Source organism: Acinetobacter sp. WC-323 (genome assembly GCF_000314615.1).
Lineage (GTDB): Bacteria > Pseudomonadota > Gammaproteobacteria > Pseudomonadales > Moraxellaceae > Acinetobacter > Acinetobacter courvalinii.
In genome coordinates, this window is the sequence record NZ_AMZS01000034.1 from 12,933 (window position 1) to 38,919 (window position 25,987).

At 43.5% G+C, this 25,987-nt stretch carries 20 protein-coding genes; 14 read left to right on the top strand and 6 right to left on the bottom strand.

Going from position 1 to position 25,987, the window contains the following annotated elements:
• Window positions 1–162: 162 nt before the first annotated feature.
• Both nagZ and ACINWC323_RS12745 read left to right on the top strand, forming a co-directional pair.
• Window positions 163–1,185, top strand: coding sequence for a beta-N-acetylhexosaminidase (gene nagZ, locus ACINWC323_RS12750; protein WP_009510633.1), 1,023 nt, complete (start codon window positions 163–165; stop codon window positions 1,183–1,185).
• A gap of 286 nt (window positions 1,186–1,471) precedes the next feature.
• Window positions 1,472–2,314, top strand: a complete 843-nt coding sequence (locus tag ACINWC323_RS12745) for a class I SAM-dependent methyltransferase (protein WP_009510612.1) — start codon at window positions 1,472–1,474, stop codon at window positions 2,312–2,314.
• Between the two features lie 54 nt (window positions 2,315–2,368).
• Here the strand turns inward: ACINWC323_RS12745 and ACINWC323_RS12740 are convergent, their stop codons facing one another.
• Window positions 2,369–3,682: an alpha/beta fold hydrolase gene (locus ACINWC323_RS12740; RefSeq protein WP_009510618.1), complete on the bottom strand. Its 1,314-nt coding sequence runs from the start codon at window positions 3,680–3,682 to the stop codon at window positions 2,369–2,371.
• A 354-nt stretch (window positions 3,683–4,036) separates the two neighbouring features.
• On the opposite strand from ACINWC323_RS12740, the gene ACINWC323_RS12735 reads away from it, so the two are divergent.
• The 3 genes from ACINWC323_RS12735 (at window position 4,037) to pta (ending at window position 8,943) form a co-directional block, all read left to right on the top strand.
• A complete protein-coding gene (locus ACINWC323_RS12735) occupies window positions 4,037–5,302 on the top strand; it encodes a glutamate-5-semialdehyde dehydrogenase (RefSeq protein ID WP_009510575.1) in 1,266 nt (421 codons plus the stop codon).
• Between the two features lie 294 nt (window positions 5,303–5,596).
• Window positions 5,597–6,772 (top strand): acetate/propionate family kinase, encoded by a 1,176-nt coding sequence (locus ACINWC323_RS12730; protein WP_009510610.1) that lies wholly within the window; start codon window positions 5,597–5,599, stop codon window positions 6,770–6,772.
• Between the two features lie 35 nt (window positions 6,773–6,807).
• A complete protein-coding gene (gene pta, locus ACINWC323_RS12725; protein ID WP_009510587.1) occupies window positions 6,808–8,943 on the top strand; it encodes a phosphate acetyltransferase in 2,136 nt (711 codons plus the stop codon).
• Window positions 8,944–9,018: 75 nt separating this feature from the next.
• On the opposite strand, the gene ACINWC323_RS12720 is transcribed toward pta, so the two are convergent.
• Window positions 9,019–9,924, bottom strand: a complete 906-nt coding sequence (locus tag ACINWC323_RS12720) for a DMT family transporter (protein WP_032881300.1) — start codon at window positions 9,922–9,924, stop codon at window positions 9,019–9,021.
• Between the two features lie 183 nt (window positions 9,925–10,107).
• Here ACINWC323_RS12720 and ACINWC323_RS12715 point away from each other — a divergent pair, with 183 nt between their 5' ends.
• The 3 genes from ACINWC323_RS12715 to ACINWC323_RS12705 all read left to right on the top strand — a co-directional run bounded on the left by ACINWC323_RS12715 (window position 10,108) and on the right by ACINWC323_RS12705 (window position 13,284).
• Window positions 10,108–10,968 carry a helix-turn-helix transcriptional regulator gene (locus ACINWC323_RS12715; RefSeq protein ID WP_009510636.1) on the top strand — a complete coding sequence of 287 codons (861 nt, stop codon included), beginning with the start codon at window positions 10,108–10,110 and terminating at the stop codon, window positions 10,966–10,968.
• A gap of 144 nt (window positions 10,969–11,112) precedes the next feature.
• Complete coding sequence (locus tag ACINWC323_RS12710; RefSeq protein ID WP_005227321.1) at window positions 11,113–12,639, top strand: fumarate hydratase; 1,527 nt, start codon at window positions 11,113–11,115, stop codon at window positions 12,637–12,639.
• 102 nt (window positions 12,640–12,741) lie between these two features.
• Window positions 12,742–13,284 (top strand): DUF2059 domain-containing protein, encoded by a 543-nt coding sequence (locus tag ACINWC323_RS12705; protein ID WP_009510616.1) that lies wholly within the window; start codon window positions 12,742–12,744, stop codon window positions 13,282–13,284.
• Window positions 13,285–13,306: 22 nt separating this feature from the next.
• Here the strand turns inward: ACINWC323_RS12705 and ACINWC323_RS12700 are convergent, their stop codons facing one another.
• The 4 genes from ACINWC323_RS12700 to tig form a co-directional block, all read right to left on the bottom strand.
• Complete coding sequence (locus tag ACINWC323_RS12700) at window positions 13,307–14,023, bottom strand: DUF2846 domain-containing protein (RefSeq protein WP_009510599.1); 717 nt, start codon at window positions 14,021–14,023, stop codon at window positions 13,307–13,309.
• A 152-nt stretch (window positions 14,024–14,175) separates the two neighbouring features.
• Entirely contained in the window at window positions 14,176–15,486 is a 1,311-nt protein-coding gene (clpX, locus tag ACINWC323_RS12695) for an ATP-dependent Clp protease ATP-binding subunit ClpX (RefSeq protein ID WP_005227324.1), read from the bottom strand.
• Between the two features lie 39 nt (window positions 15,487–15,525).
• Complete coding sequence (gene clpP, locus ACINWC323_RS12690; RefSeq protein WP_004775790.1) at window positions 15,526–16,131, bottom strand: ATP-dependent Clp endopeptidase proteolytic subunit ClpP; 606 nt, start codon at window positions 16,129–16,131, stop codon at window positions 15,526–15,528.
• Between the two features lie 362 nt (window positions 16,132–16,493).
• A complete protein-coding gene (tig, locus tag ACINWC323_RS12685) occupies window positions 16,494–17,825 on the bottom strand; it encodes a trigger factor (protein ID WP_005227325.1) in 1,332 nt (443 codons plus the stop codon).
• A 441-nt stretch (window positions 17,826–18,266) separates the two neighbouring features.
• Here tig and ACINWC323_RS12680 point away from each other — a divergent pair, with 441 nt between their 5' ends.
• The 6 genes from ACINWC323_RS12680 to ACINWC323_RS12655 all read left to right on the top strand — a co-directional run bounded on the left by ACINWC323_RS12680 (window position 18,267) and on the right by ACINWC323_RS12655 (window position 25,961).
• Window positions 18,267–20,558: a TonB-dependent receptor gene (locus ACINWC323_RS12680; RefSeq protein WP_009510552.1), complete on the top strand. Its 2,292-nt coding sequence runs from the start codon at window positions 18,267–18,269 to the stop codon at window positions 20,556–20,558.
• A 99-nt stretch (window positions 20,559–20,657) separates the two neighbouring features.
• A complete protein-coding gene (locus ACINWC323_RS12675; RefSeq protein WP_009510594.1) occupies window positions 20,658–21,341 on the top strand; it encodes a Fe2+-dependent dioxygenase in 684 nt (227 codons plus the stop codon).
• Between the two features lie 458 nt (window positions 21,342–21,799).
• Window positions 21,800–23,497 (top strand): 2-isopropylmalate synthase, encoded by a 1,698-nt coding sequence (leuA, locus tag ACINWC323_RS12670; RefSeq protein WP_032881304.1) that lies wholly within the window; start codon window positions 21,800–21,802, stop codon window positions 23,495–23,497.
• Between the two features lie 126 nt (window positions 23,498–23,623).
• Window positions 23,624–24,784, top strand: coding sequence for a homoserine O-succinyltransferase MetX (metX, locus tag ACINWC323_RS12665; RefSeq protein WP_032881307.1), 1,161 nt, complete (start codon window positions 23,624–23,626; stop codon window positions 24,782–24,784).
• On the top strand, window positions 24,784–25,377 hold the full coding sequence (metW, locus tag ACINWC323_RS12660) for a methionine biosynthesis protein MetW (RefSeq protein ID WP_004775800.1): 594 nt from the start codon (window positions 24,784–24,786) through the stop codon (window positions 25,375–25,377). The genes metX and metW overlap by 1 nt, the downstream gene beginning before the upstream one ends.
• A complete protein-coding gene (locus ACINWC323_RS12655; RefSeq protein ID WP_005227336.1) occupies window positions 25,374–25,961 on the top strand; it encodes a tetratricopeptide repeat protein in 588 nt (195 codons plus the stop codon). The genes metW and ACINWC323_RS12655 overlap by 4 nt, the downstream gene beginning before the upstream one ends.
• Window positions 25,962–25,987 lie beyond the last annotated feature (26 nt).

Below are 25,987 nucleotides of genomic sequence, written 5' to 3' on the forward strand. Positions count from 1 at the left end.
CTTTACCAACTTGCAGTACTGATTAGTCGTCATAAATAAATGACCAATAAGCACTTATCATCAATATCATGTAGTTTTATCATATTCTGTACTGACAAAATGTAGCAAATCATTGCACAATTTAGCTATCGTTTTTTTCATCAAAATTCAAACGGAATCCTTATGATCGGCGCATTGATGCTAGATATTGCTGGCACAGAACTCACCCAAGAAGATATTGAACTATTACAAGCTCCGCAAGTCGGCGGCATGATTTTATTTGCGCGCAACATTGAATCCCCTCAACAGGTCCGTGCTTTAACCGATCATATGCGTCAGGTCCGTCCAGAAATTCTGATTGCTGTCGATCAGGAAGGTGGCCGTGTACAGCGTTTAAGACAGGGCTTTACCTTGTTACCCGCTATGGGGCGCTTAGGTGAGCGTTATCTCACTCATCCTGAACAGGCAGTTGAGCTGGCTGAACAATGCGGCTGGCTCATGGCAACGGAAGTATTGGCGGTCGGTATTGATTTCAGCTTTGCGCCCGTTCTAGACCTGAATGATGTCAGTGATGTGATTGGTGATCGCGGCTTTGCCAAAAATATGCAGGACATCGTTCCACTTGCCGATGCCTTTATGCGCGGTATGAAAAAAGCAGGCATGGCGACAACAGGTAAACACTTCCCTGGTCATGGTTCAGTGAAGGCTGACTCGCACGTTGCCGCAGCAATCGACAGCCGCTCTTATCAGGAAATCTATGACAAAGATATGCAAAGCTTTATCAAGCTGATGCCACAACTGGATGCCTTGATGCCTGCGCATGTGATATATGATCAGGTTGATCCAAATCCGGCAGGTTTCTCACCATTCTGGTTACAACAAATCTTACGTCAACAACTTAAATTTGACGGCGTACTTTTCTCAGATGACTTGAGTATGCAAGCTGCCTGTGTCGCTGGTGGTGCAGATGCACGTATTCAAGCCGCGTTAAATGCAGGCTGTGATATGGGACTGGTGTGTAATGACCGTGCTGCCGCGTGTAGCGCATTGGAGGGCATTCAAACATTGGCTTTACCAAACCAGCAACGCCTAGAACGTATGCGCGGTAAGATTCCAAATATCCAAATCGGTACTACCTTAACCTTAGACGATGAAAACTGGCATAACGTCAGAAAAGTCATTGAAGAATTTAAGAATTCGTTCTAACTTTGATTAGATTTTTAATTGTTCTATTCACACGATGGAATCTTGCCGAGTGCTCATCTGATTAAAGGATTTGGCCTTCGGCTCGACTTACTTTTCAGGGATGAAAAGTAAGCAAAAATCCTTTGTTAGGCTGAGGGTACATCCTTGTAACCCCAGCCCAACGGCGGCATCCATGCCGCCCCACAATAGTAAATAACAAGCCTAAATCAAGATGTAGTCAAAGCACTCTGTATTTTAAAGAGATGAATTTTATATCTAAATTAGGAAAAAATAGAGTCTAGGACAAATGACACAACAACTTTCAAAACATCGCCATATTTCATTTACTGCACACTACACAGGCTATATCTGGTATCAAATGGGGATCTCACATCCGGCGCTGGCAACAAAAAAAGGCAAAACACTCGCCGCCTTAGTCCATCCCATCGAAAGCTGGGCGGAAAAATATGTCGGTGGCAGCATGCGTACTACACTCAAACAACGTCACAGCATGCTGGATAGCCATTTAAAAAAATTGATTGAACAACATCCTGATCTACAAGTGCTAGAAATTGCCTGTGGCCTATCACCACGTGGCTGGTGGTTTAGACAACATTATCCAGAAATCACATATCGTGAACTGGACTTACCGGATATGGCGGTCACCAAACAGGCGGCATTGCAGCAAATTGAAAGTCATAGCGATGCTGTATTATCGCTAGACCTGTTTACGGAAGCATTTGCCTCAGCATTTGAAATCTTTGATCCCAAACGCCCATTGGTGGTCATTAGTGAAGGGTTGATCAACTACTTTGAAAAACCATTGTTACAACAACTCATTCAAGCGATTGCCCACTATGGTCAAGACTTTAAAACATTGCACTATTTAACCGATATCTATCCGGAACCAACCCAAAATAAACTGGCGACGATTATCTGGAACAGCAGCCGCTTGCTGAAATGGATGTCTCGCAGTGCCTTTAGTTTTCATTTTAAAACCCCTGCTGAAGTCGAACACTTTTTTCAGGAAGCCGGTTTTCATCAGGTTGAGGTCCTACAACCCAAGCAATTTTTTGAGCACACCGCGTTAGAAAACAAAGAGCAACATTTAGGAGACCTGGTCTGGATGATTCAGGCGAGCAATCAATAACATCAGCCAAAAAGAAAGTGGCAAATTGCCACTTTTTTAATGCCACAATACGTGTTATTCAGTTGGCTTCTGGCGTTGAATAAAACGGGTCAAACGCTCTGCAATATCAAAACTACCATGTTTAAACAAGATGCGCAGTCCTTGCTCAGTTGCATCAAAGATTAAACATTCAATTTTAAACTCGCCTTCTTCATCTGTTAAATGCAGGGCTAAGTCACGTGGATGCTGACGGATATAGTCAAGCTGCTCTAGCTGGTGAAGTTTTAAGTACACGCCAAAGAAGGTGATATCCACAATGCTCACCGCTGCTTCAGTATTCAAATGACGATGGGTCAGTTTACTTTCAGGTTGTAATACTGCGATCCGTTCTTCACCACGGCGTTCCATCTGCTGCATCTGTTCACGGTTCATCGGAATGATACCATCCAGATTGTCGATGGACTCCCCTTTTAAAAAGGTGGTAAACAGATTCATGGTTTCTTTACGGCGTTGCAATTGCGGTACATGATCTGCATTGGCAATCAAGGCAAACTGCATATCCTGACATTGCAAGGCAAAATCGGCATTTTCATGCGGCAAGGTAAAGCTGTCATATTGTCCGGCTGCAACCAAGGTCTTACATTGTGGAACCGGCACATCGCTTAAACGCAATAAACGGTTGCAGTTAATTTCATAACGCTCGCGCTCTGTGGCACTAAACTCTGCCATCTGTTTGAAGAACAGACGCTTGGCCGTTGGTGACATGCGCGTCTTGTCCAATTTGGCATGATTGACAAGATAGAGAATCACCGCCTGACCAAACTCTTCCATACGATCTTCACGCATTAAATGCAAAGACTCTTCCAGCAGCATACGCCAGCTTTTACGGGTCTTTTGCATCACTCCCATCAACACCATGCGGTCAATCAGTTCTGGACGTTGATCGGCAAATGAAGAAGCGACCACCGACCCCAATGACATTCCCATCATCGAAACCTTATCAATTCCAACAATATCCAGCCATTGACCGAGCATTTTTGATAAATCAGGCAGTTCCAGAATTCCAGCAGATTCACCAGTATCAACATTACGAATCTGCTGGTTCGCGCCCATTGAAGGTAAATCGATTAAAATCACAGGACCACTCTCAAAGAGTTGCTCAACACAATACTTATAAGAGTTAAAATTTTGAAATGCGCCCCCGACAATTACAATTGGCGTGTTATAGATCGTTTTAGGATCTGCAATAGCCATATATTCAATTTTCCAGCCATCAATCCACGTGGTACGTGCTGGCTGCTTAAAACTGTTTTTATTGTAAATGTCGAAAAAACCAAAGCCTGTGTAGGTATGATTTATATCCGAGTCCATTTGGATAATGGAATTCATGTCCTTCCTCCATCCTTGTTTATTTTTCTGTTGCAAGCATCTCATTTTCAGCGATTTGCTCTTGCAAGTTAACAAATTTATAAAATTTGTATTACATTTATCCTATACTTTTTCATTCTATACGTATGCACGTTTTATACGCAATCATTTCCTTAACCACTCATCTTGTTTAAATGAATAATCTTTTGCAAAATATGTAGTCTTGGCTTTAGATTCAATATCTTCATCGCACTAAAATAAAAAATTTTGCGCCAATTAACGTTTTATAATTTGTTGAATTGTCAGTTTCGCCTATTCATTGTTCAGCATTTGACTGTTACTATCTTTATAAATACATGCAAATATCAAACTGCTATGCAAGACTCTATTCAAAATTATATGCAACAGGTCGGTGCCCAGGCACGTCAGGCATCTCGTATGTTAACCAGTGCCTCAACGCATTTGAAAAATCATGCCTTGTCTGCGATCTATACCGCTTTGGAAAATAATCAGGCCCAGATTTTAGCGGCCAATCAAATTGATATGGACAATGGTCGCCAGCGTCAACTGGACAGCGCCCTGCTGGATCGTCTAGAGCTTACTCCGGCACGCTTTAAAGGCATGCTGCAAGGTTTAAAAGATGTCATTAGTCTGGTGGACCCGATTGGGGAAATTACTGACCTGGCTTACCGTCCATCGGGTATCCAGTTGGGTAAAATGCGTGTGCCTTTAGGCGTGATCGGAATGATTTACGAATCAAGACCGAATGTAACGCTTGAAGCGGCATCCCTGGCGTTAAAATCTGGCAACGCGATTATTTTACGTGGCGGTTCGGAAGCGCTCGAGTCTAACAAGGCCATTGCAACTGCGATCCAGCATGGCTTACAGGTTTCAGGCTTGCCTGAGCATGCGGTACAGGTGATTGACACCCCAGATCGTGCCGCGGTTGGCCATCTGATTACCATGACCGAGTTTGTCGATGTGATCGTACCGCGTGGTGGTAAAAGCCTGATTGAACGTATCAGCAATGAAGCCCGTATTCCTGTGATTAAACATTTAGATGGCAACTGTCATGTATTTGTTGAAGCCCAAGCCGACCTGCAAAAAGCCTTACCGATTGCCCTGAATGCCAAAACCCATCGCTATGGCGTGTGTAATGCCATGGAAACCTTACTGGTTGATGAAGCGATTGCAGAAGAATTCCTCCCTCTAATTGCCGAGCTGTATGCTGAAAAGCAGGTTGAACTACGCGGCTGTGCAGAAACCCAACGTATCCTAGGTGTATCTGTAAAAACAGCGACAGAGGAAGACTGGTATACCGAATATCTCGGACCGATTCTTGCAGTCAAAGTAGTCACGGGTATGGATGAAGCGATTGAGCATATCAATAAGTATGGTTCACACCATACCGATGCCATTATCACCGAAAACTTTAGTCTAGCCCGTGAGTTCTTGGCACGTGTTGATTCAAGCTCAGTCATGATCAATGCGTCTACACGCTTTGCCGATGGTTTTGAATATGGCTTAGGTGCAGAAATCGGGATTTCAACCGATAAAATCCATGCCCGCGGCCCAGTTGGCCTAGAAGGTTTAACTTCTCAAAAATGGATTGTGTTTGGCGACGGTCAAATCCGCCAATAATAGAAACACCTATTGCAACACAGCAACACGATAAAGGCCACTTAATTGATCTTTATCGTGTTTTTATATACTTGCATACAAAAATAATGATAAAACCTACAGACCAATTAAAAGAAGATATGATTTCCCGCCTATACTGATGAGGTTGATTTATAAACGGGTTGTATAGGCTAAAGTCTATCTTCGCCAAGATGACATCCCATGTTAAAACATTGCGCTTGATTCCACTGCTCATGCATTGCAGCAAGATCAGAGTGTTCATCATAAAATTTAAAATCTGTTAGGTGTTCAAACGTGGCTATATCTGTATTAGTAATTAACTGTGGTTCATCATCAATCAAATACGCACTGATCTCGGAACGCCGTGAAGATCGTATTTATGGTTTGGCAGAAAATCTGGGCGCAGCAGATGCCCGTATTAAAGGCGTCACCCTGGGTGGCGAACCGTTAGAACTTTCAATTCCTTATGCAGATCACGCCAAAGCATTGGAAACATTGTTGGCACGTTTAGCCAACTATAATCCGCAAGCGATTGGACACCGTGTGGTGCACGGCGGCAATATCACCAAAGCAGAACTGCTTACACCTGAACTAGTTGAACGTATTGAAGCCGCGACACCGCTTGCCCCTTTACACAATCCGGCACACCTCATCGGGATTGAAGCCACCATGCGCTTATTCCCGCAACTGCCACAGGTGGCTGTCTTTGATACCGCGTTCCATCAAACCATGCCTGAACACGCTTATCGTTATGCACTGCCAAAATATTTATATACCGAACATCAAGTGCGCCGTTATGGCTTCCACGGCACCAGCCATGCCTATGTCACTGAACGTGCCAGCGAACTGGCGGGCAACAAGAATCAGGGTGGCTGGCTCAGTGCCCACTTAGGTAACGGTAGCTCAGCCTGTGCCGTATGGAATGGACATAGTGTCGATACCTCTATGGGCATGACCCCGCTTGAAGGCGTGGTCATGGGTACCCGTAGCGGTGATGTCGATCCAAGTCTGCATCTGTTCCTGGCCAGCAATCTGGGCTGGGATATCCAGAAAATTGACAGCATGCTCAATAAAGAAAGCGGTTTACTCGGCTTGTCGGGCTTATCCAATGACATGCGCACCTTGGTAGAAGCCTCTGAAAATGGACATGAAGATGCAACGCTCGCGATTGAAGTGTTCTGCTATCGTCTGGCCAAATCCTTATCTGCTTTAAGTTGTGGTCTGCCACGTCTGGATGGTTTAGTCTTCACAGGCGGTATTGGCGAAAACTCAGCCTATGTCCGTGAAAAAACCTTGGGCTATTTATCTCACTTTGGTTTGCAGTTTAGCAAAGAGAAAAATGATGCTTTGGCACGCGGTAGCGAAGGCCGTATTGATAATGGCGCGGGCCCACAAATCTGGGTCATTCCAACCGATGAAGAAGGCCGTATTGCCAAAGAAACCCGTCAAGTGATTGAGCCAAACGCTTAATTTATTCAGAAATATAAAAGAGTGACAAAGTCAGTATGAATACGATTTTACTCATCCCTACCGGGGAAGGTGTTGGTTTAACCTCTGCCTGTCTCGGCATGATTTATGCGCTGGACTGTAAAGGGATCAATGCGGGTTTCCTCAAGCCATTTTCACAGATTGCCGATGCGCCTGTAGATCGCACCACCACGCTCTACCATCATTTATTTCAACACCCTTCGGTTGAACCGATTAGCTATGAAAAACTGACCCAGCTGATTGCCTTGGGCGAAACCGATGAATTGCTGGAAGAAGCCGTAGCACTGCATCGCCAGATTACCGCCAATCATGATGTGATTATTGTTGAAGGGCTAGTGCCGAATGGGCAAGATCATTTTGCCGGCGAAATCAATGCAGCACTCGCGCAAGCACTCGATGCCCAAGTGGTTCTGGTCAGTACTGCCGATCTGGCCGATCCTCGTAAAACAGCGGAAAAAGTCGATGCCCATTTACGCCAGTTTGGCGGCGCCGCATCGGCGCGGACCACTGGCGTGCTGTTTATGCGCACCAAAGGACTTCCAGAAGGCACCGCAGAAATTCCAGTGACGCTGGATCCAAACTTGCGACTGGACCAGCATATCGAAGCCTTTGCCCTGGAACTGCAACGTTATAATCGTTATATGGGCAGCAATGACCTGCCGATTATTGGACTGGTGCCCTTCAGTAATATTCTCAGTGTACCGCGTAGTCTGGATATTGCCCCCGTGATTAAAGGAACCTGGTTGCATCAAGGTGAAGCCAAACAACGTCGCATTCTGCATACCAGTTTAATTGCATCCAATATCGAATCTGAGTTACATAAGTTTGTTGCGGGTGAACTAATTATTAGCGCCTCACAACGCACCGATGCGCTCTTGGCAGCGAGTCTTGCCAGTAGTAATGGGACACCGCTCGCGGGTCTGGTTTTAACTGAGCAAGCAGCCCCAGCAAGCAATGTGCTTGAGTTTTGCCAAAGTGCGATTAAACAAGGCCTGCCTATTTTGCACACGCCTTTAGACACTTTGGAAACGGCGCAACTGTTACATCGTTTTGGCAATGAAATTCCAATTGATGATACCGAACGTGCCGAACAAGTGACGCGTTTTGTGTCCAGCCATATTGATAATCACTGGCTTGATCAACATACCCAGAACAATTTACACCCTCGCCTGTCACCGTCTGCTTTCCGTTATGAACTGGTACAGAAATCGATTTCGGCCAAGAAACGGATTGTATTACCTGAGGGTGATGAACCTCGTACCGTACAGGCCGCAGTAATTTGCCAGACTCGTGGTATTGCGCAATGTGTGTTATTGGCAAAACCGGAGTCAGTGGCAGAAGTGGCAAAAGCACGAGGTATTCAACTGCCCGAGGACTTGGAAATTATTGATCCGGATCGCATCCGCGACCAATATATTGAACCGATGGTGGAACTGCGTAAAGGCAAGCTGGATGCCTTACAAGCCAAAGCACAGTTACAAGATACCGTAGTGCTTGGCACCATGATGCTGGCGCTGGATCAAGTTGATGGTCTGGTTTCTGGCGCGATTCATACCACCGCCAATACCGTGCGTCCTGCATTTCAGTTGATCAAGACAGCACCAAACTATTCACTGGTGTCCTCGATCTTCTTTATGCTGTTGCCAGATGAAGTCTATGTGTATGGTGACTGTGCCATTAACCCGGATCCAGATGCCGAACAGCTGGCTGAAATTGCCATTCAGTCAGCAGATTCTGCTAAAGCTTTCGGTCTTGATCCGCGTATAGCCATGATCAGCTATTCGACAGGAACTTCGGGCACAGGGGCTGATGTCGAAAAAGTGGCTGAAGCCACCAAAATTGCACAACAGCGTCGCCCGGATTTATTGATCGATGGACCATTGCAATACGATGCCGCTTCAGTTGAAAGCGTCGGTCGCCAGAAAGCGCCTGATTCTCAAGTGGCGGGCCGTGCCAATGTGTTTATCTTCCCGGACCTGAATACAGGCAATACCACCTATAAAGCGGTGCAACGTGCAGCGAATGTGGTCAGTGTCGGTCCGATGTTACAAGGTCTGAACAAACCCGTGAATGACTTGTCCCGTGGGGCATTGGTGGATGATATTGTGTTTACTATTGCCTTGACCGCGATTCAGGCCAAACAGCAAGATTAAATTGATTATAGAGTCATAAAAAAGCCATCTACACCCATAAAGAGTAGATGGCTTTTTTTATTGTAGATGTTTTAATTACGCACGTTTTGAAACCCCAATTCTTTTGAACTGCGGCCCCTTCACAAAGAAAATTGCATTACCGCATAGAATCAAAATCACCCCGATGACAGCATTCATTTGCCAGTGATAACCTTCCCATACCGTCGAGATGACCAAAGCCACCAAAGGAAACAGCAAAGTACTATACGCCGCCTTGTCTGCACCAATACGCCCCACCAGAAAGAAATAGGCAGTGAAGCCGATCACCGAGCCAAAGATTGCTAAATACAGCAAGGCACTGACTGCACTGAAGGACATGCTCGGGAAAAAATTGTCCTGTTTAAACCATGAGATCAAAGCCATCAATAATGAACCATACAACATGGCATAGGCATTGGTAGTAAAAATATCCAGTCCATATTTCTGATGCCGGGTACTAATCATATTCCCCAAAGAGAAACCATAGGTGCCTAGGATACATAGCCCGATACCGATCAAGGTATTGCGATTTAGAGTGGTGCCTACCACGTCATGCCAGAACAAGGCAATAATTCCCAGCACACCAAGTAAGGCGGCAGGATAAAAGCGTGAAGAAACCTGCTGAGAGAAAAATAATCGGGCATTAAGGGTATTGAAAATCACCGCCATCGAGAAAATGACCGCTTCTAAACCACTGCTGATATATTGCACCGCATAGTAGAAACAGACAAAGTTAAAGCCGAAAATACAGCAGGCCTGCAACATACAGAATAAGTGATCTTTAGCTGCCAGCTTTTGCAATTTCCGGCTGATCGCAATAAAACCAAATAACACCAGTGCTGAGATAAAGAAACGCCAGAACACCGCAACATTGGCTGAAATTCCACTTTGTTGTTGCAAGGTAATGGCAATCCATGTGGTTCCCCAAATCACCACAACCAAAGCATATAACAGCGCATTCATCTCTTTTAAACCCAACTTAATCACCAGGACGATTATTTTGCGAGATTTGATGGCCCGAGTTCTTGCACAATCTTGCGGTGCTTATCATGGATTTGCGTTTTTCTCGGATTTTTTTGACCAGATGACAAAACTGGCTGAACGTTCTACACTTAACTGGATCATATTTGGCACTGCGTATAGAAGATGAAATATCAGATTCTAGATCAATTACAGCAATATAAAGCGCAATTGCTCAACTCGGTAGAACTGGGTTCGGGGATGCAGTTGGCCATGTGGCAAAACAATCAGGATCGTGTCAGTGTCTGTAGTAATCACCATACCTTAAGCATGTATGTTCAAGGGGGATATGAAAGCTATCAAAAGACAGCGCAAGGTTGGCACAATGGGGGTGGACCTGATCGGATGTGCCTGATGCCACAGGATTTTGAATCGACCTGGGATCTACGTGATCCACTGACATTTGTACATTTGTACTATACCGAACAGCACTTACAACGCGTGGCTGAACAAGTCTGGGATCGCGAACCCAGCCAGATCACCCTTAATCCGCAGATTTTTGTAGCGGACCCGCAAATTTCCATGCTCTATCGGCATTTTTTACTCAATGGTGCCTGGCAAGAACGTGAAAACCATTTGCAGATGAGTACCGCAACCACGCTATTACTGAATCATCTGATCAAAAATTACAGTCATGCCCAATGGCAAGCGCCTGAAGTTAAAGGGGGACTCTCACCTTATATCCTCAAACAGCTGCTAGAGTGGATTGATCAACATCTCCATTTAAGTCTGATCTTATCGGATCTGGCTCAGCAAGCACAACTCAGCGAGTATCATTTTGCCCATATGTTTAAACAGTCAATGCAGATGCCTCCGCATCAGTATGTGATGCAACGTCGTCTTGAACTGGCACATCAGGCATTACACAGCAGCAGTCTGAATTTGACTGAAATTGCCACCCAATATGGCTTTAGCTCCAGCAGTCATTTTAGCAATCGTTTTAAAAAGCAGTTTGGTTATTCGCCTTCGCAAATCCGAAAAAACTAAAACAGAAATTTCTCCTGATATATTCTTACGTTCGGTTTTCATTGTTAGACCTTTCGCCAAATCTAAGCTAAAACTCCCACAATCATTCCTTTTTGTCATATAATTTAGCCCGCCAGCTAATCGCCCGCTCAAGAGAAATTTGATATGACAACGATCATCAAACAAGATGACTTGATTACATCAATCAAGGATGCCCTGCAGTTTATTTCTTACTATCACCCGCAAGACTTTATCCAAGCGATGAGCCGTGCCTATGATCGTGAAGAAAACAAAGCTGCAAAAGATGCTATTGCACAGATCCTCATCAACTCACGTATGTGCGCTGAAGGTCACCGACCAATCTGTCAGGATACAGGGATTGTTAACGTTTTCCTTGAAGTTGGCCTGGACGTTAAATTTGATTTAACCATGAGTCTGGATGATGCAGTCAACGAAGGCGTACGCCAAGGTTACCTAGAGAACTCAAACGTACTACGTGCTTCAGTTTTAGCAGATCCGGCTTTTGGTCGTAAGAATACCAAAGACAATACCCCTGCCGTCATTCACTATAAACTCGTACCGGGGAATAAAGTCGATATTACCGTGGCTGCAAAAGGTGGCGGTTCAGAAAACAAATCTAAACTCGCGATGTTGAATCCGTCTGATTCAATCGTGGACTGGGTACTTAAAACTGTTCCAACCATGGGTGCAGGCTGGTGTCCACCAGGTATGCTCGGTATCGGTATCGGTGGTACTGCCGAAAAAGCCATGATGCTTGCGAAAGAAGCACTTATGGAAGAAATCAACATGGACGAATTACTTCGTCGTGGTCCACAAAACAAGATGGAAGAACTCCGTATCGAGATCTTCGAGAAAGTAAATGCATTGGGTATTGGTGCACAAGGTCTTGGTGGTTTAACCACAGTACTTGATATTAAAATCAAGGATTACCCATGCCACGCAGCAGGTAAGCCAGTCGGTATGATTCCGAACTGCGCTGCAACTCGTCATGCACATTTCCAGTTAGACGGTTCAGGCGTTGCACATATTCAGGCACCAAAACTTGAAGACTACCCTGCTGTGACTTGGGATTCGTCTCAATCGAAGCGCGTCAACCTTGATACCATTACGCAAGAAGAAATGAATGCCTGGAAACCAGGTGATACATTATTGTTGAACGGTACGATTTATACCGGTCGTGATGCTGCTCATAAGCGCATGGTCGACATGCTCAACAATGGCGAAGAGCTTCCAGTCGATCTCAAAGGTAAATTCATTTACTACGTGGGTCCAGTTGATCCAGTCGGTGATGAAGTGGTTGGTCCTGCTGGCCCTACAACGGCTACCCGTATGGACAAGTTTACCCGTCAAGTGCTAGAAGCAACTGGCTTGTTCGGTATGATCGGTAAAGCGGATCGTGGTCCTGCTGCAATTGAAGCAATCAAAGACAATCAGGCAACTTATTTGATGGCTGTTGGTGGTGCTGCGTATCTCGTGTCTAAAGCGGTACGTGAAGCTGAAGTGGTGGCCTTTGCTGATTTAGGTATGGAAGCAATCTACAAGTTCGTAGTTGAAGATATGCCTGTCTCTGTTGCGGTTGATGTAAATGGTACCTCGATTCATGCCACCGCGCCAAAAATCTGGCAAGCTAAAATTGGCAAGATTCCAGTGGTTGATGCTGCTGCGTCATAAATAATACTCATACAATAATCATAGCCGAATCATCGTATTCGGCTATTTTTTTGCCTGAAGCTTCTGCTAGATTATAAAGATGAGAAGAATAAGGAAATGCAAATGAATAAATATTTACTCAGCATGCTGCTTGGTCTGAGTTTACTTGGCAATATCCAGCATAGCTTTGCATCTCCTGCACAAAGCAAATCGATCAAAGAGCTGATCAAACTCAGCGACCTTGAACATGCCCTAAATACCTCACTGGATGAAATGCAGCCCACACTGGATCTTGAAGCTGAAAATATCCTGTTACGAGTGCTGGGCAAAGATAAACTCACCACTACCCAAGAGCATCTTGCGGTGCTGGAACTGAGTCAACTGCTCAAAGAAACCAGTGCAAAAATGTTTGCCCGACCTGAAACCATTCAGGCGATTGAAAAAATCTACGCCGATGCACTTAGTGAAGAAGAAGTCCAAGCCTATTTAAAATTTTTAAAGACACCGGAAGGCCAGTCAATTAACCAGAAAACCCTACAAATCACCACTCATGTTTTTCAATACATGAATAATATCAGTCAAAAGACCTTGAGTGATCCCCAACAAAGTTCACAGCTTAAAGCGCAGTTCCTGACGATTATCAAACCGTTAATTCAGGAAGAATAAACGGCTGTTGTCATTGTCATGATTACCAGGTCAACGGGTTCCACAGCTTAAATGGTTTGACCAGATGCACTTCCGACTTTGCGTCATACTTGGCTGGTTTTAACTCTTGTGGCTTAGAACGCACCTTGCCTGAAGCATCCTGTGCCACAAAGTTATAGCTGGATGATTTTAGCCGGGTAAAGGCGATTTCCTGATGTGCCACTTTATCGGGCATGATCATAAATGGTCCCGTATGTTCACTACGGGAAATTTTATTTTCTTCGTCATACTTGATGAAATAAGTCTGAGCAGCATCAACCGTAAGGTCCAGATATTTCGGCTTTTGGAAATGCAATCCAGCCAATGGTCGACTCACACTCAGGCGATAGGTGCCTGCGGGTAGCTCAAGCCAGTAATAGTGATTATGCAATAGACTTGGAATACGGTGTCCGTTAATGAATAAATTGGCTGCTGCAATTTCCTGACGGTTCCAGCGCGTATCTGGACGGTATAAGTAGACCACCGCCGCTTGTTCATTTTGCGGTTTAACCGGCGCGAAATACTGTCCTAATTTTTGATTGACCCAGCCGCCCACACTAAAGCCGCCGACATGATATTGATCAAATAAACCCGGTTCTTTTTCTGTATCCACAGGGGGTAATGTTGCAGTCAGTGCGGTTGGTTTTTCTTCAACAGCTTTATGGCTTTGACAGCCAGCGAGCACCCCTGCACAACATAATGACACTATTAAATAACGCATGACATCCCTCAAGGCGTTTTCTTGAATTTATTTTTAACAACGCAAAACTATGCGGATTTTTTTCAATTTTAAGATTAACACCTCGCTGCCCAATTGCAAATAAAAAAAGCATGAAAAGCCAAGCCTTTCATGCTTTTTCAGATGGACGAGAATTAAGCCGATTTAGAATCGACCACCTTCAAATCCTTCTTTTCAATCAGTTCGGGTGTACCTGTCTGTGGTAGACGTTCCGGCTTAAAGGTTGGCTTCGCCGTACCATTAATCACCGCTTCATCCACAATCACGGTACCGACATCAGTACGACTTGGTAAGTCATACATGGTTTCAAGCAAGACATTTTCCAGAATTGAACGCAGACCACGTGCACCGGTGTTACGATCCAGCGCCTTCTTCGCAACAGCACGTAATGCAGACTCATCAAAGACCAGATCGACATCTTCCATCGTGAACAGGTACTGGTATTGACGCGTCAATGCATTTTTAGGCTCTGTCAGAATCTGCATCAATGCTTCTTCATCCAGCTCTTCCAAAGTTGCAATGACGGGCAAACGACCAATAAATTCAGGAATCAGACCGAATTTAACCAGATCCGTTGCTTCAACCTGACGGAACAATTCAGAGACTTTTTTACTGTCATCTTTATTCTTCACATCCGCGGTAAAACCGATTCCGCCCTTCTCTTGGCGTTGCTGTACGATTTTTTCCAGACCAGAGAATGCACCACCACAAATAAACAGGATATTGGCGGTATCAATCTGGATGAATTCCTGCTGTGGATGCTTACGACCACCTTGTGGCGGAATAGAAGCAACCGTACCTTCAATCATTTTTAATAATGCTTGTTGTACGCCTTCGCCAGACACATCACGGGTAATTGAAGGATTTTCAGATTTACGGGTAATCTTATCAATCTCATCAATATAGATAATGCCTTTCTGCGCTTTCTCTACATCGTAATCGGCTTTTTGCAATAACTTCTGCACAATGTTTTCAACATCTTCACCCACATAACCGGCTTCGGTTAAGGTGGTTGCATCTGCCATCGCAAATGGTACATCAAGTAAACGTGCCAGCGTTTGCGCCAGTAAGGTTTTACCTGAACCGGTCGGGCCGATCAGCAGAATATTACTTTTCGCAATTTCAATATCCTGATGCCCATGATTCGACTGGCCCACTTTCAAACGCTTATAGTGGTTATAGACCGCAACAGACAAGGTCTTCTTGGCAACATCTTGCCCGATTACATATTGATCCAAGGCAGCACGTATTTCGTGTGGTTTTGGCAATGGCTTGGTTGCCCAATCACCTGCTTCAACTTGTTGACTGGTTTGCACCAGGTCCAAGCAGACATCCACACACTCATTACAAATATATGCGTCCTCACCAGCAATCAATTTTCCAACTTCAGATTGCGTCTTACCACAAAATGAACAATGTTTTTGTCCTTGAGGATGTTCGGACATATTTACTCCACAACTTAAATCTTAAACTTAGGTCCTAAATCAGGGACGTTTGCTTAGCACTTCATCTACTAAACCATATTCTTTGGCTGCTTGTGCAGTCATGAAATTGTCACGATCTGTGTCACGCGCAACCGTTTCATAATCCTGACCGCTATGTTCGGCCATCAAGCGGTTTAAACGTTCTTTGATAAACAGAATTTCACGCGCGTGAATTTCAATATCTGAAGCCTGACCACGGAAACCACCGAGTGGCTGGTGAATCATGACACGTGCATTTTCCAGACAGTAACGTTTGCCTTTGGCACCCGCATTTAACAAGAATGCACCCATTGATGCGGCTTGGCCCATGCAGTAAGTGACAACATCAGGTTTAATAAACTGCATGGTGTCATAAATCGCCATACCCGCAGTGACTGAGCCACCTGGTGAATTGATATAAAGGTGGATGTCTTTTTCTGGATTTTCTGCTTCAAGAAATAACATCTGCGCAACGATTAAGTTCGCCATGTTATCTTCAACTTCACCCGTTAAGAAAATAACACGCTCACGTAATAGACGTGAAAAAATATCGAATGAACGCTCACCACGAGAGGATTGTTCAACGACAACAGGAACTAAAGCATTTTCAATTGTTGGAACATACATATGTTTACTTATTCCTAAATTATTGTGACCCGATCTATGCCAACAATATGAGGGATAATCGATGAAATTGCAAAAGGTTCAATCTGAAATATTCGATTATTTAGACTAAAATCTGGTAATTTTTCGAGAAATTAACACTTTCATAACATAGGGTTTTAAGCACTTGCAGCAATACTTTCGAGGATAGAAATTTTCGAATTCTGCCGGCCCTGCCCTCCAGTATTTCGCATACGAGAGAATAGAGCAAAATTAGAGCCTTAACTGCCCAATTCATTTGTTTAAAGATTTACCGAATATATAACTTAATATTAAAGAAAAAAGGCGCATTAAGCGCCTTTTTTCTTTAATCAACTTTTGAAAGATTAGCCACGACGAGCTTGTTGTTCTTTCAATAAGTCTTCGTAGCTAATCGCAACATCTTTTACTTTAGCAGCAGCCAAGATGTGATCAACCACTTGATCTTCTAACACAACAGCTTCGATTTGAGCGCGTTGTTGTTTGTCATTTTTGAAGTATTCAACCACTTCAGTTGGATCTTCATAAGAAGAAGCCATGTCATCGATGTAAGCATCAACACGTGATTGGTCAACTTCAAGTTTAGCATCAGCCAATACCTTGCTTACCAATACGCCAAGCTTCACTGATTTTTCAGCTTGCTCTTTGAACAATTCATCTGGAAGCATGCTGCTGTCAAATGCGCCTGCACCTTGAGCACCAAACTGTTGCGTGAATTGCTGGATCATTTGTTGACGTTGACGGTCAATTTCTTGAGCAACCATAGACGCTGGAACTTCGATTTCGTTCGCAGCAACAAGCGCATCAAATGCAGCCTGTTTAACTTGATTACGAAGACCGTTGCGAACTTCACGTTCCATATTCTTACGAACGTCAGCTTTTAACTTGTCTAAGCCTTCTTCTTCAGTTAAACCAAAGATTTTTAAGAATTCAGCATCGATTTCTGGAAGTTTAGGTTTTTCAACTTGCTTCACAGTGATTTTGAATTGAGCCGCTTTACCCGCTAAGTTTTCAGCTTGGTAATCTTCTGGGAAAGTTACATCGATAACTTTTTCTTCGCCAGCTTTCATACCAACGATACCGTCTTCAAAACCTGGGATCATACGACCTGAACCAAGTACAAGTTTAAAGTCTTCAGCAGCGCCGCCTTCAAACTTCTCACCATCAACAGTACCTTCGAAGTCGAAAGTCACTTGCATGTCTTTCTTCGCCATACCTTTGGTTACAGCCCAAGTTTGACGTTGTTTTTGCAAGTTTTCGATCATCACGTCAACGTCTTTATCGTTGATTTCCGATGATTTACGTTCAACTTCCAAGTCAGCAAAAGTTTTCACTTCTACTTCTGGATAAACTTCAACAGTTGCTTCAAAAACTAAAGCATCATCTTTGTTTTCAACTTTTTCAATGTTTGGCATACCCACTGCATTGATTTTTTCTTGTTGAATTGCTTCGAATACGCTGTCACGAATGACGTCATTCACAACTTCTTGATAAATGCCCGCACCATATTCACGGCGAACAACATTTAAAGGCACTTTACCTGGACGGAAGCCGTTGATCTTCACAGTTTTGGCAGTGCGTTTTAAGCGAGCTTCAAACTGCTCGTTAACACGGCTCGTCGGTACAGAAACATTTAAACGACGGGCAACGCCCGAAACCGCTTCAGTCGTTACTTGCATGGCTTCCTCGATATTAGTTAGTAATAACAATTTTTAAAGTGCCACATTATATGACAACTTTCTGGATATACAAAATCGGAAGCTAAAAATTGTCCTTTTCTCTTTGCTTTAACCGTATAAAACTGCTTAAATTCTGATTCATTAAAATTAACAAATTGATATTCAATCACTTTGCCACAATATTTTCAGCAAGACCGTTTTAATCCAGATTAAAATAGCCAAAATAGAAAAATCTAAATTAAAAATAATCTATACAATAACAATCGTTTTTTTAGATTAAAGAAAAAAATCAACAAATTAACTACATTTCAGAACAAAACTTTATTCGTATTTCCATAATTAAAAGCTTAAGGAATTGGAAAAATCAATTCCAAACAAATGAATATAGAAATAAGAATGATTATTCTTTGCATGAATTTTTATACTGTTTAGGCGTGTCTCATGTCGTTTATCAAATCACGGAAGAAACTCGTTTCTTCTGCAATTGCATCATCACTTTCGGTCATTGCAGTACCTGCGATTGCACAAGAACAACCCGTTCAACTCCCAACCATTCATGCGCATGCAGAACAAGAACAGAGCCTCAAGGTTGATAACTCTGCAAACCATAAATTTGTTGCCCCGCTTTTGGATACACCAAAGTCGGTTTCTGTGATTTCAAAACAACTGATTGAAGATACGCAAGTTACAACCTTAAGCGATGCGTTACGTACAATCCCGGGTATTACCCTTGGTGCCGGTGAAGGTGGTAACCCGAATGGTGATCGTCCATTTATTCGCGGTTATAACTCTGAAAGCTCAATGTATGTTGACGGCGTTCGTAGTGCAACCTCCCAAAACCGCGAAATGTTCGCAGTTGAACAAGTCGAAGTAACCAAAGGTTCTGCCTCTGCCTTAGGTGGTGCGGGTACCTCCGGCGGTAGCATCAACATGATCTCTAAAGTCGCTAAAAAAGGCGATGCTTTAGAAGGTTCGATTTCTGGTGGTACAGACAACTATGCCCGCCTTACCTTAGATGGAAATAAAGATTTTGGTAATGGCGTAGCAGCTCGTGTCGTGGTGATGGGTCATCAAAATGAAAAAGCTGGGCAGCATGATGGTGCTGAATATAAGCGTGCTGGTATCGCACCAAGTATTAGTTTCGGATTAGATTCTGCCACTCGTGGAACCTTGAGCTACTACTACTTGAAAACTGATGATGAACCGGATTCGGGTATTCCTTATCAATATGATACTACCAAGAAAGCAACTGCTGGTAAGCCTGTAGATGTTAAACAGGGTACTTATTATGGATGGAAAGATCGTGATTTCCAGAAACAAGAAAATCAGATCGGTACCCTCAAGCTAGAACATGATTTAGCTGATAATTTGACCCTCAGCAATACCGCTGTCTACAGCAAATCTAAAAACGACTACTTGTGGACTCAACCAGATGACAGCCAAGGCAATGTCGTAAATGGTAAAGTTTGGCGTCGCGTCAATACCAATTTAACCAATACAGATACCTTTACAGATCAACTGGCATTAACCGGTAAGTTTAATACAGGTGCGCTAAAGCATAGCTTTAATACCGGTGCTGAATACTCCAAGCAAGATTCAGATCGCGGTACCAACATTGTTACCGACCCAAACACTACAAAAATTGGAGGCAGTTCAAATAACAATAATGCAAACAATGCTTGTTCATTATCTAATTCTAATGGCTGGTGTACCGATCTAAACAATCCTAACGCTGGTGATGCATGGTTAGGAAACATACAAAAAAATCCTAAGGTGACAAATATCACCTCAAAAACTCAATCAGTTTATGTTCTAGACAACATTACCCTCACTCCACAATGGTTACTTGACCTGGGTGTGCGTTGGGACAAATTTGAAACTGATATGAAGTACAATAAAGACTCAGGATCAGTCAAAGCTGGAACAAAATACAGCTCAAGTCATGATTTCTTCAACTATCAAGCTGGCCTTACTTTCAAACCAGCTGAAAATGGTGCGATTTATATCAGCTATGCAACTTCTGCCAACCCTGTAGGTGTGGATGCGGGTGACGGATCAGAAGGGATTAGCGTACCGGGACGCAATACGACAGATGAACAATCCCGTGCGATTAACAACCTAAAGCCTGAAGAAGTTAAAACATACGAAATTGGCACTAAATGGGATTTATTAAATGATAAATTGAATTTAACTGCTGCCATTTTCCGTACTGAAAAAGAGAATACACGTGCCTTAGATACCGATGGTTTTACACGTAATATTGGTGAAACACGCGTAGATGGTATCGAGCTTGGTGCGAATGGTTACATCACCGATAAATGGGCGGTATCAGCGGGTTATACCTATTTAGATAGTGAAATCGTTGATGCAGGCTTTGCCAAAGACAGTAACGGTAACTATGTCGCAAGTCCAAACAATGGTAACCAAGTTCAAAACGTTGCAAAAAACTCAGCCACACTTTGGACAACATATAAAGTATTGCCACAGCTGACTTTAGGTGCTGGTGCAGTAGCGATGGATAAAGTCTATGGCGATGCGGCGAATACCAAATGGGTTCCAGGCTATGTCCGCTACGATGCAATGGCTCGTTATAACGTTAATAAAAATGTTGACCTGCAGTTAAACATTAACAATTTATCGGATAAACGCTACTTCACCAAAGCCTATGCATCGCATTATGCAACTGAAGCAGAAGGCCGTAGTGCAGTATTATCGGTAAACTTCAAATACTAAGCCGAATAAAAGCCATAATTTAATTATGGCTTTTAGCGTAAGAATAGCCTCATAATGAGGCTATTTTTTATCAGTTATTATTCTCACAAGGTATTTACTGTGATCCATCATATTCCTCATGTATTAAGCAAAGAACAGGTTCAGTACTTTCGTGAAGAAATGGACAAAATCGAATGGACCAATGGCAAAGTCACCGCAGGGACACTTTCGGCAACGGTCAAGAATAATCAGCAATTACCAGAAGATCATCCTTTAACTCATCATCTCAGTAACATCATTTTAGAAGAACTGGGCAAGCACCCGCTGTTCCTTTCAGCAGCTTTGCCCTTGGATATTATTCCGCCACTATTCAATCGCTATGAAAATCAGGAAGCTTTCGGTTTCCACGTCGATAATTCAATTCGTCGTATTCGTGGCACGAAAGAGCGATTACGCACCGATTTATCTTGCACTTTGTTTTTATCAGAACCTGATGAATATGAAGGTGGTGAACTGGTCATTGAAGATACTTACGGCTATCACGAAGCAAAATTACCCGCGGGTGATATGGTGCTCTACCCATCATCCAGTCTGCATGAGGTGACTGCGATCAGCAGCGGGTGCAGAACAGCTTCATTCTTTTGGGTGCAAAGCATGGTGCGTGATGACTCTGACCGGAATATGCTATTTACCCTGGATCAGACCATTCAAAACCTGCGTATGCAGTTAGGCGATACACATCCAGAAGTGATTAAACTCACTAACCTGTACCACAACCTGATGCGCAAATGGGCTGAGTTATAATTCGTACACTTTTCAAAGCTTAGAGATAAAATTAATTTTTTTTATCTCTAATTCATAAAATTACGGGAAATTTTCCCCATTAAAATTAAAATAGTGCAAAAAACAGGGAAATATTTTCCATTCATTGTCTTTAAAATGTTTTATAGACCTTTGCAGCCGTCTGTATTTTCGCCTAGACTGAACCCAGTTAGATGATTAATATAACTGCAAAATTAAATAACCCATACGAATGGTAGATGATGAAAACAAATCGCGGCTTTACCCACCCGTCTCATACAACACATCTTGCTGCTCTTCTCCTGATGCTGCGCCTCGCGCGCGTATAAATTTTTAGCCTACATTTTTAGGCACTCGATCCCCAAATTCGCTTTAAATTAATTCTTATAGACACCATATGTATTTGTAGCACGTTGCCTTTTATTTGACTCAGCAACCATGCTACGACAAGGAGTTATCTCATGATGTTGGCTGACCCAAGCAAAAAATACCGCCGTATGTACCAGCGCGTCGATTTACCCGATCGCCAGTGGCCAAATAATGAAATCAATCAGGCACCGATCTGGATGAGTACCGACCTTCGTGACGGTAATCAGGCAATTTTTGAACCGATGAACATGGAACAAAAATTAAAAATGTTCCATATGTTGGTCAAGATTGGCTTTAAACATATTGAAATCGGCTTCCCTTCTGCGTCACAAATCGACTTCGACTTTACTCGCAAGTTGATTGAAGAAAATTTGATTCCAGATGATGTCTATATCGAAGTATTGGTGCAAGCACGTGATCACTTGATTGAACGTACCTTCGAAGCTTTAGTTGATGCAAAACGCGCGATTGTCCATATCTATAATTCAAACTCGCCGACTTTCCGCAAGAAAGTCTTGAATGTCGATGCCAACGGTTCAAAACAGCTTGCTATGAATGCGGCAAGCAAAGTCAAGGAATATGCGGCACAGTATCCTGCAACAGAATGGATTTTCCAGTACAGTCCCGAATGTTTCACCGCAACCGAATTAGAAGTCGCCAAAGAAGTTTGCGATGCGGTGACTGAAATCTGGGAAGCTTCACCAACCAACAAAGTCATCTTGAACTTGCCTGCAACCGTGGAAGTGTCGACGCCGAATGTCTATGCCGATCAAATCGAATGGATGCACCGCAACTTGGCACGTCGTGATGGCGTGATTATCTCGGTTCACTGTCACAATGACCGTGGTTGCGGTATCGCAGCCTCTGAATTGGCAATTATGGCAGGTGCTGACCGGGTTGAAGGCTGTGTATTTGGAAATGGTGAACGTACCGGTAACGTTGACGTTGCGGCAATTGCCTTGAACATGTATACCCAGGGTGTTGCACCTAACTTGGACTTCTCAAATATCAATGAAGTGATTGCAACGGTTGAAGAATGTACGGGTTTACCAGTACACCCTCGTCATCCATATGCAGGTGACTTAGTCTTTACGGCGTTCTCTGGTTCACATCAGGATGCGATTAAGAAAGGTTTCGAGTTCCAGAAAAACGAAGAAATCTGGGATATGCCGTATTTACCAATCGATCCGAAAGACTTGGGTCGTGACTACGATGCGGTGATTCGTGTCAATAGCCAGTCAGGTAAAGGTGGTATTGCTTACTTGTTAGAATCGAATTACAACGTTGCCTTGCCACGTCGTGTACAAATCGAATTTAGCCAGATCGTACAGCAACATACCGATGAAAATGGCACTGAAATCAGCGCCCATGAAATCTGGTCTTTGTTTGAAAAGACTTATGTGGACGTAAAAAACAGCCATTATCACACCAAGCATTATCAATTATCAGATATTAATGGTACACAAATCATTGAATTAGACGTTGAAATCGACGGCGAAATTCAACGTCTACGGGGTGAAGGTAATGGCCCGATTTCAGCCATGTTAAATGCTTTACAGTTACCGATTGACGTGGTGAACTACGAAGAGCGCAGCATCAGTTCAGGTGCCAATGCCAAAGCTCTTGCCTTGATTGAACTTCAGGTGAAAGGTACAGGTAAAAGTGCATTCGGTGCTGGCGTACATGACAACATCGTGACCTCATCAATTGAAGCCATTATTGCATGTACCAACCGTTTGATTGAGCAAGGTGTCTTGACCACCGATCAAGTGGCTGCCGCAGCCGTTTAGATGAGTGAAATATCACATAATCGTCAGTAAAGCTGAGTTGTAATATCAGAAAAAATGACTTTTGAAAGGATACCTGAATTGGTATCCTTTTATTATTAATGATTTATTATAGGGCGAATCATTCCAGTGTCTTTTCCATCGGATTCAGTGGGTTTAGTCACACCACAAAAGTTTCAATTTGAACAACCGCTAGAGCTTGAATGTGGTCGAGTATTACCACGTTTTGATTTAATGGTTGAAACCTATGGAACACTCAATGCAGATAAATCCAATGCCATTCTGATTTGTCATGCACTCTCAGGACATCATCACGCTGCCGGCTATCATCATGAAGATGATAAAAAAGCAGGCTGGTGGGATAGCTGTATTGGACCAGGAAAAGCAATTGATACCGATCATTTCTTTGTTGTTTCATTAAATAATATCGGGGGTTGTAGCGGCTCAACCGGCCCAACCTCACCGAATCCAGAAAATGAAAATCGCCCTTATGGTCCAGACTTTCCACTGGTCACCGTGCGGGACTGGGTCAAAACCCAAGCCATGCTGTCCGACCGACTCGGTGTTGAGGTTTGGTATTCCATTATTGGTGGCTCTTTAGGGGGCATGCAAGCCTTGCAATGGTCACTGGATTACCCTGATCGTTTGAAAAAATGTGCCGTGATTGCCAGCGCACCTAAACTCTCGGCTCAAAATATTGCCTTTAACGAGGTGGCACGCCAATCAATTCTCTCTGATCCAGACTTCCATCATGGCCGCTATCTGGAAAATGACAGCTATCCGAAACGCGGCCTGATTCTGGCACGTATGGTCGGGCATATCACCTACTTATCTGAAGAAGCCATGAAGCAGAAATTTGGCCGTGACCTCAAGTCAGGCAAATTTATGTATGGTTTCGATGTCGAATTTCAGGTTGAAAGCTATTTGCGTTACCAAGGTGAACAATTTAGTCGCAATTTCGATGCAAATACTTACTTGATTATGACCAAGGCACTAGATTATTTTGACCCTTCCCGTGAATATGAGCACTCTTTAACAAAGGCCATGAGTAAGCCGAAATGCCAGTTTCTGGTGATTTCATTTACCACGGACTGGCGTTTTAGTCCGAGTCGTTCACAGGAACTGGTGGATGCCTTGATTGATAATCATAAGCCTGTCAGCTACCTGGATATTGATGCCGAGCAAGGTCACGATTCATTCTTGTTCCCTATTCCCCTCTATGTAAAAACACTACGGGCATTTTTAGGTGGAGAACAACAGTTGCAATCGACACGACAGGAGCAGCACTGATGCGTATAGATCAACAACTCGCCGAAAAATGGATTAACCCGAACTCTAGCGTGTTAGACTTAGGCTGTGGTGATGGTGAATTGCTGGCTCACATGAGCAAACAGCACAATATTCGTGCCTATGGGTTAGAAATCGATCAAGAAAAGATTGCAATTGCCATCAGTCGGGGGTTAAATATTATCCAACAGGACTTGAACCTCGGTTTAAGCCGCTTTGCCGACCAGTCTTTTGACTCTGTGGTGATGGCACAAGCTTTGCAAGCTGTAGATGCACCCGATGTATTACTCCGTGATATGGTGCGTGTCGGCAAACAGGCAATTATTACTTTTCCAAACTTTGCGCATTGGAAGACGCGTTCTTTTCTTGCATTAAAAGGGAAAATGCCTGTTTCGGAAGCTTTACCTTATATGTGGTATAACACCCCGAATATTCATTTATGTACTTTCCGTGACTTTGAAGCCTTATGTGCCGAGAACCGGATTAAAATTATTAATCGACTTGCCGTTAATGGTGACCAACAAGGTAGTATGCTCAGCAAGCATATGCCGAACCTATTTGGTGAAGTCGCAATTTATCGAGTGAGCGCTCTATGAAAAAGACATTAATCAGCACATTTTTATTTGGTCTGATCAGTATACAAGCGCACGCTGACTATGTTGCCCAACCACAATCGGTCGCAACACAGGCAGCGCGTTATTCAGTGATGGACATCGGTGGATTACAAAGCGCAGCCAAATCTGGTCAGGCGGGGGCACAATTTTATTTAGCGACCCGTTACCAGTATGGTAAAGACGTGGCTAAAGATGAGAAACAGGCATTTACCTTATTCAAGGCTGCTGCGGATCAAGGTTTATCTGCAGCACAATTGAATGTGGGCCGTATGTATGCCGATGGTATCGGCACCAAGAAAGACGAAGCTTTGGCTCGTAAATATTTCGAGAAAGCAGCCAGCAATGGCGATAACCGTGCCAGCTTTAATCTTGCCATGATGGAAGAGCAAAAGAAAAATTATATGGGTGCTTATCAGTGGTATGAGCTTTCAACCCGTGATGGCATGCTCGATACCAAAGTGATCAAACTTTCTGAAGGTAAGAAAACGGCGTTGGCTGCAAACTTGACCCAAGACCAGATTCGTACTGCACGTGACCGTGCTGATAAATGGATTCAAGCGCAATAATTTTGTTTAGATCGATTGAGTGATAT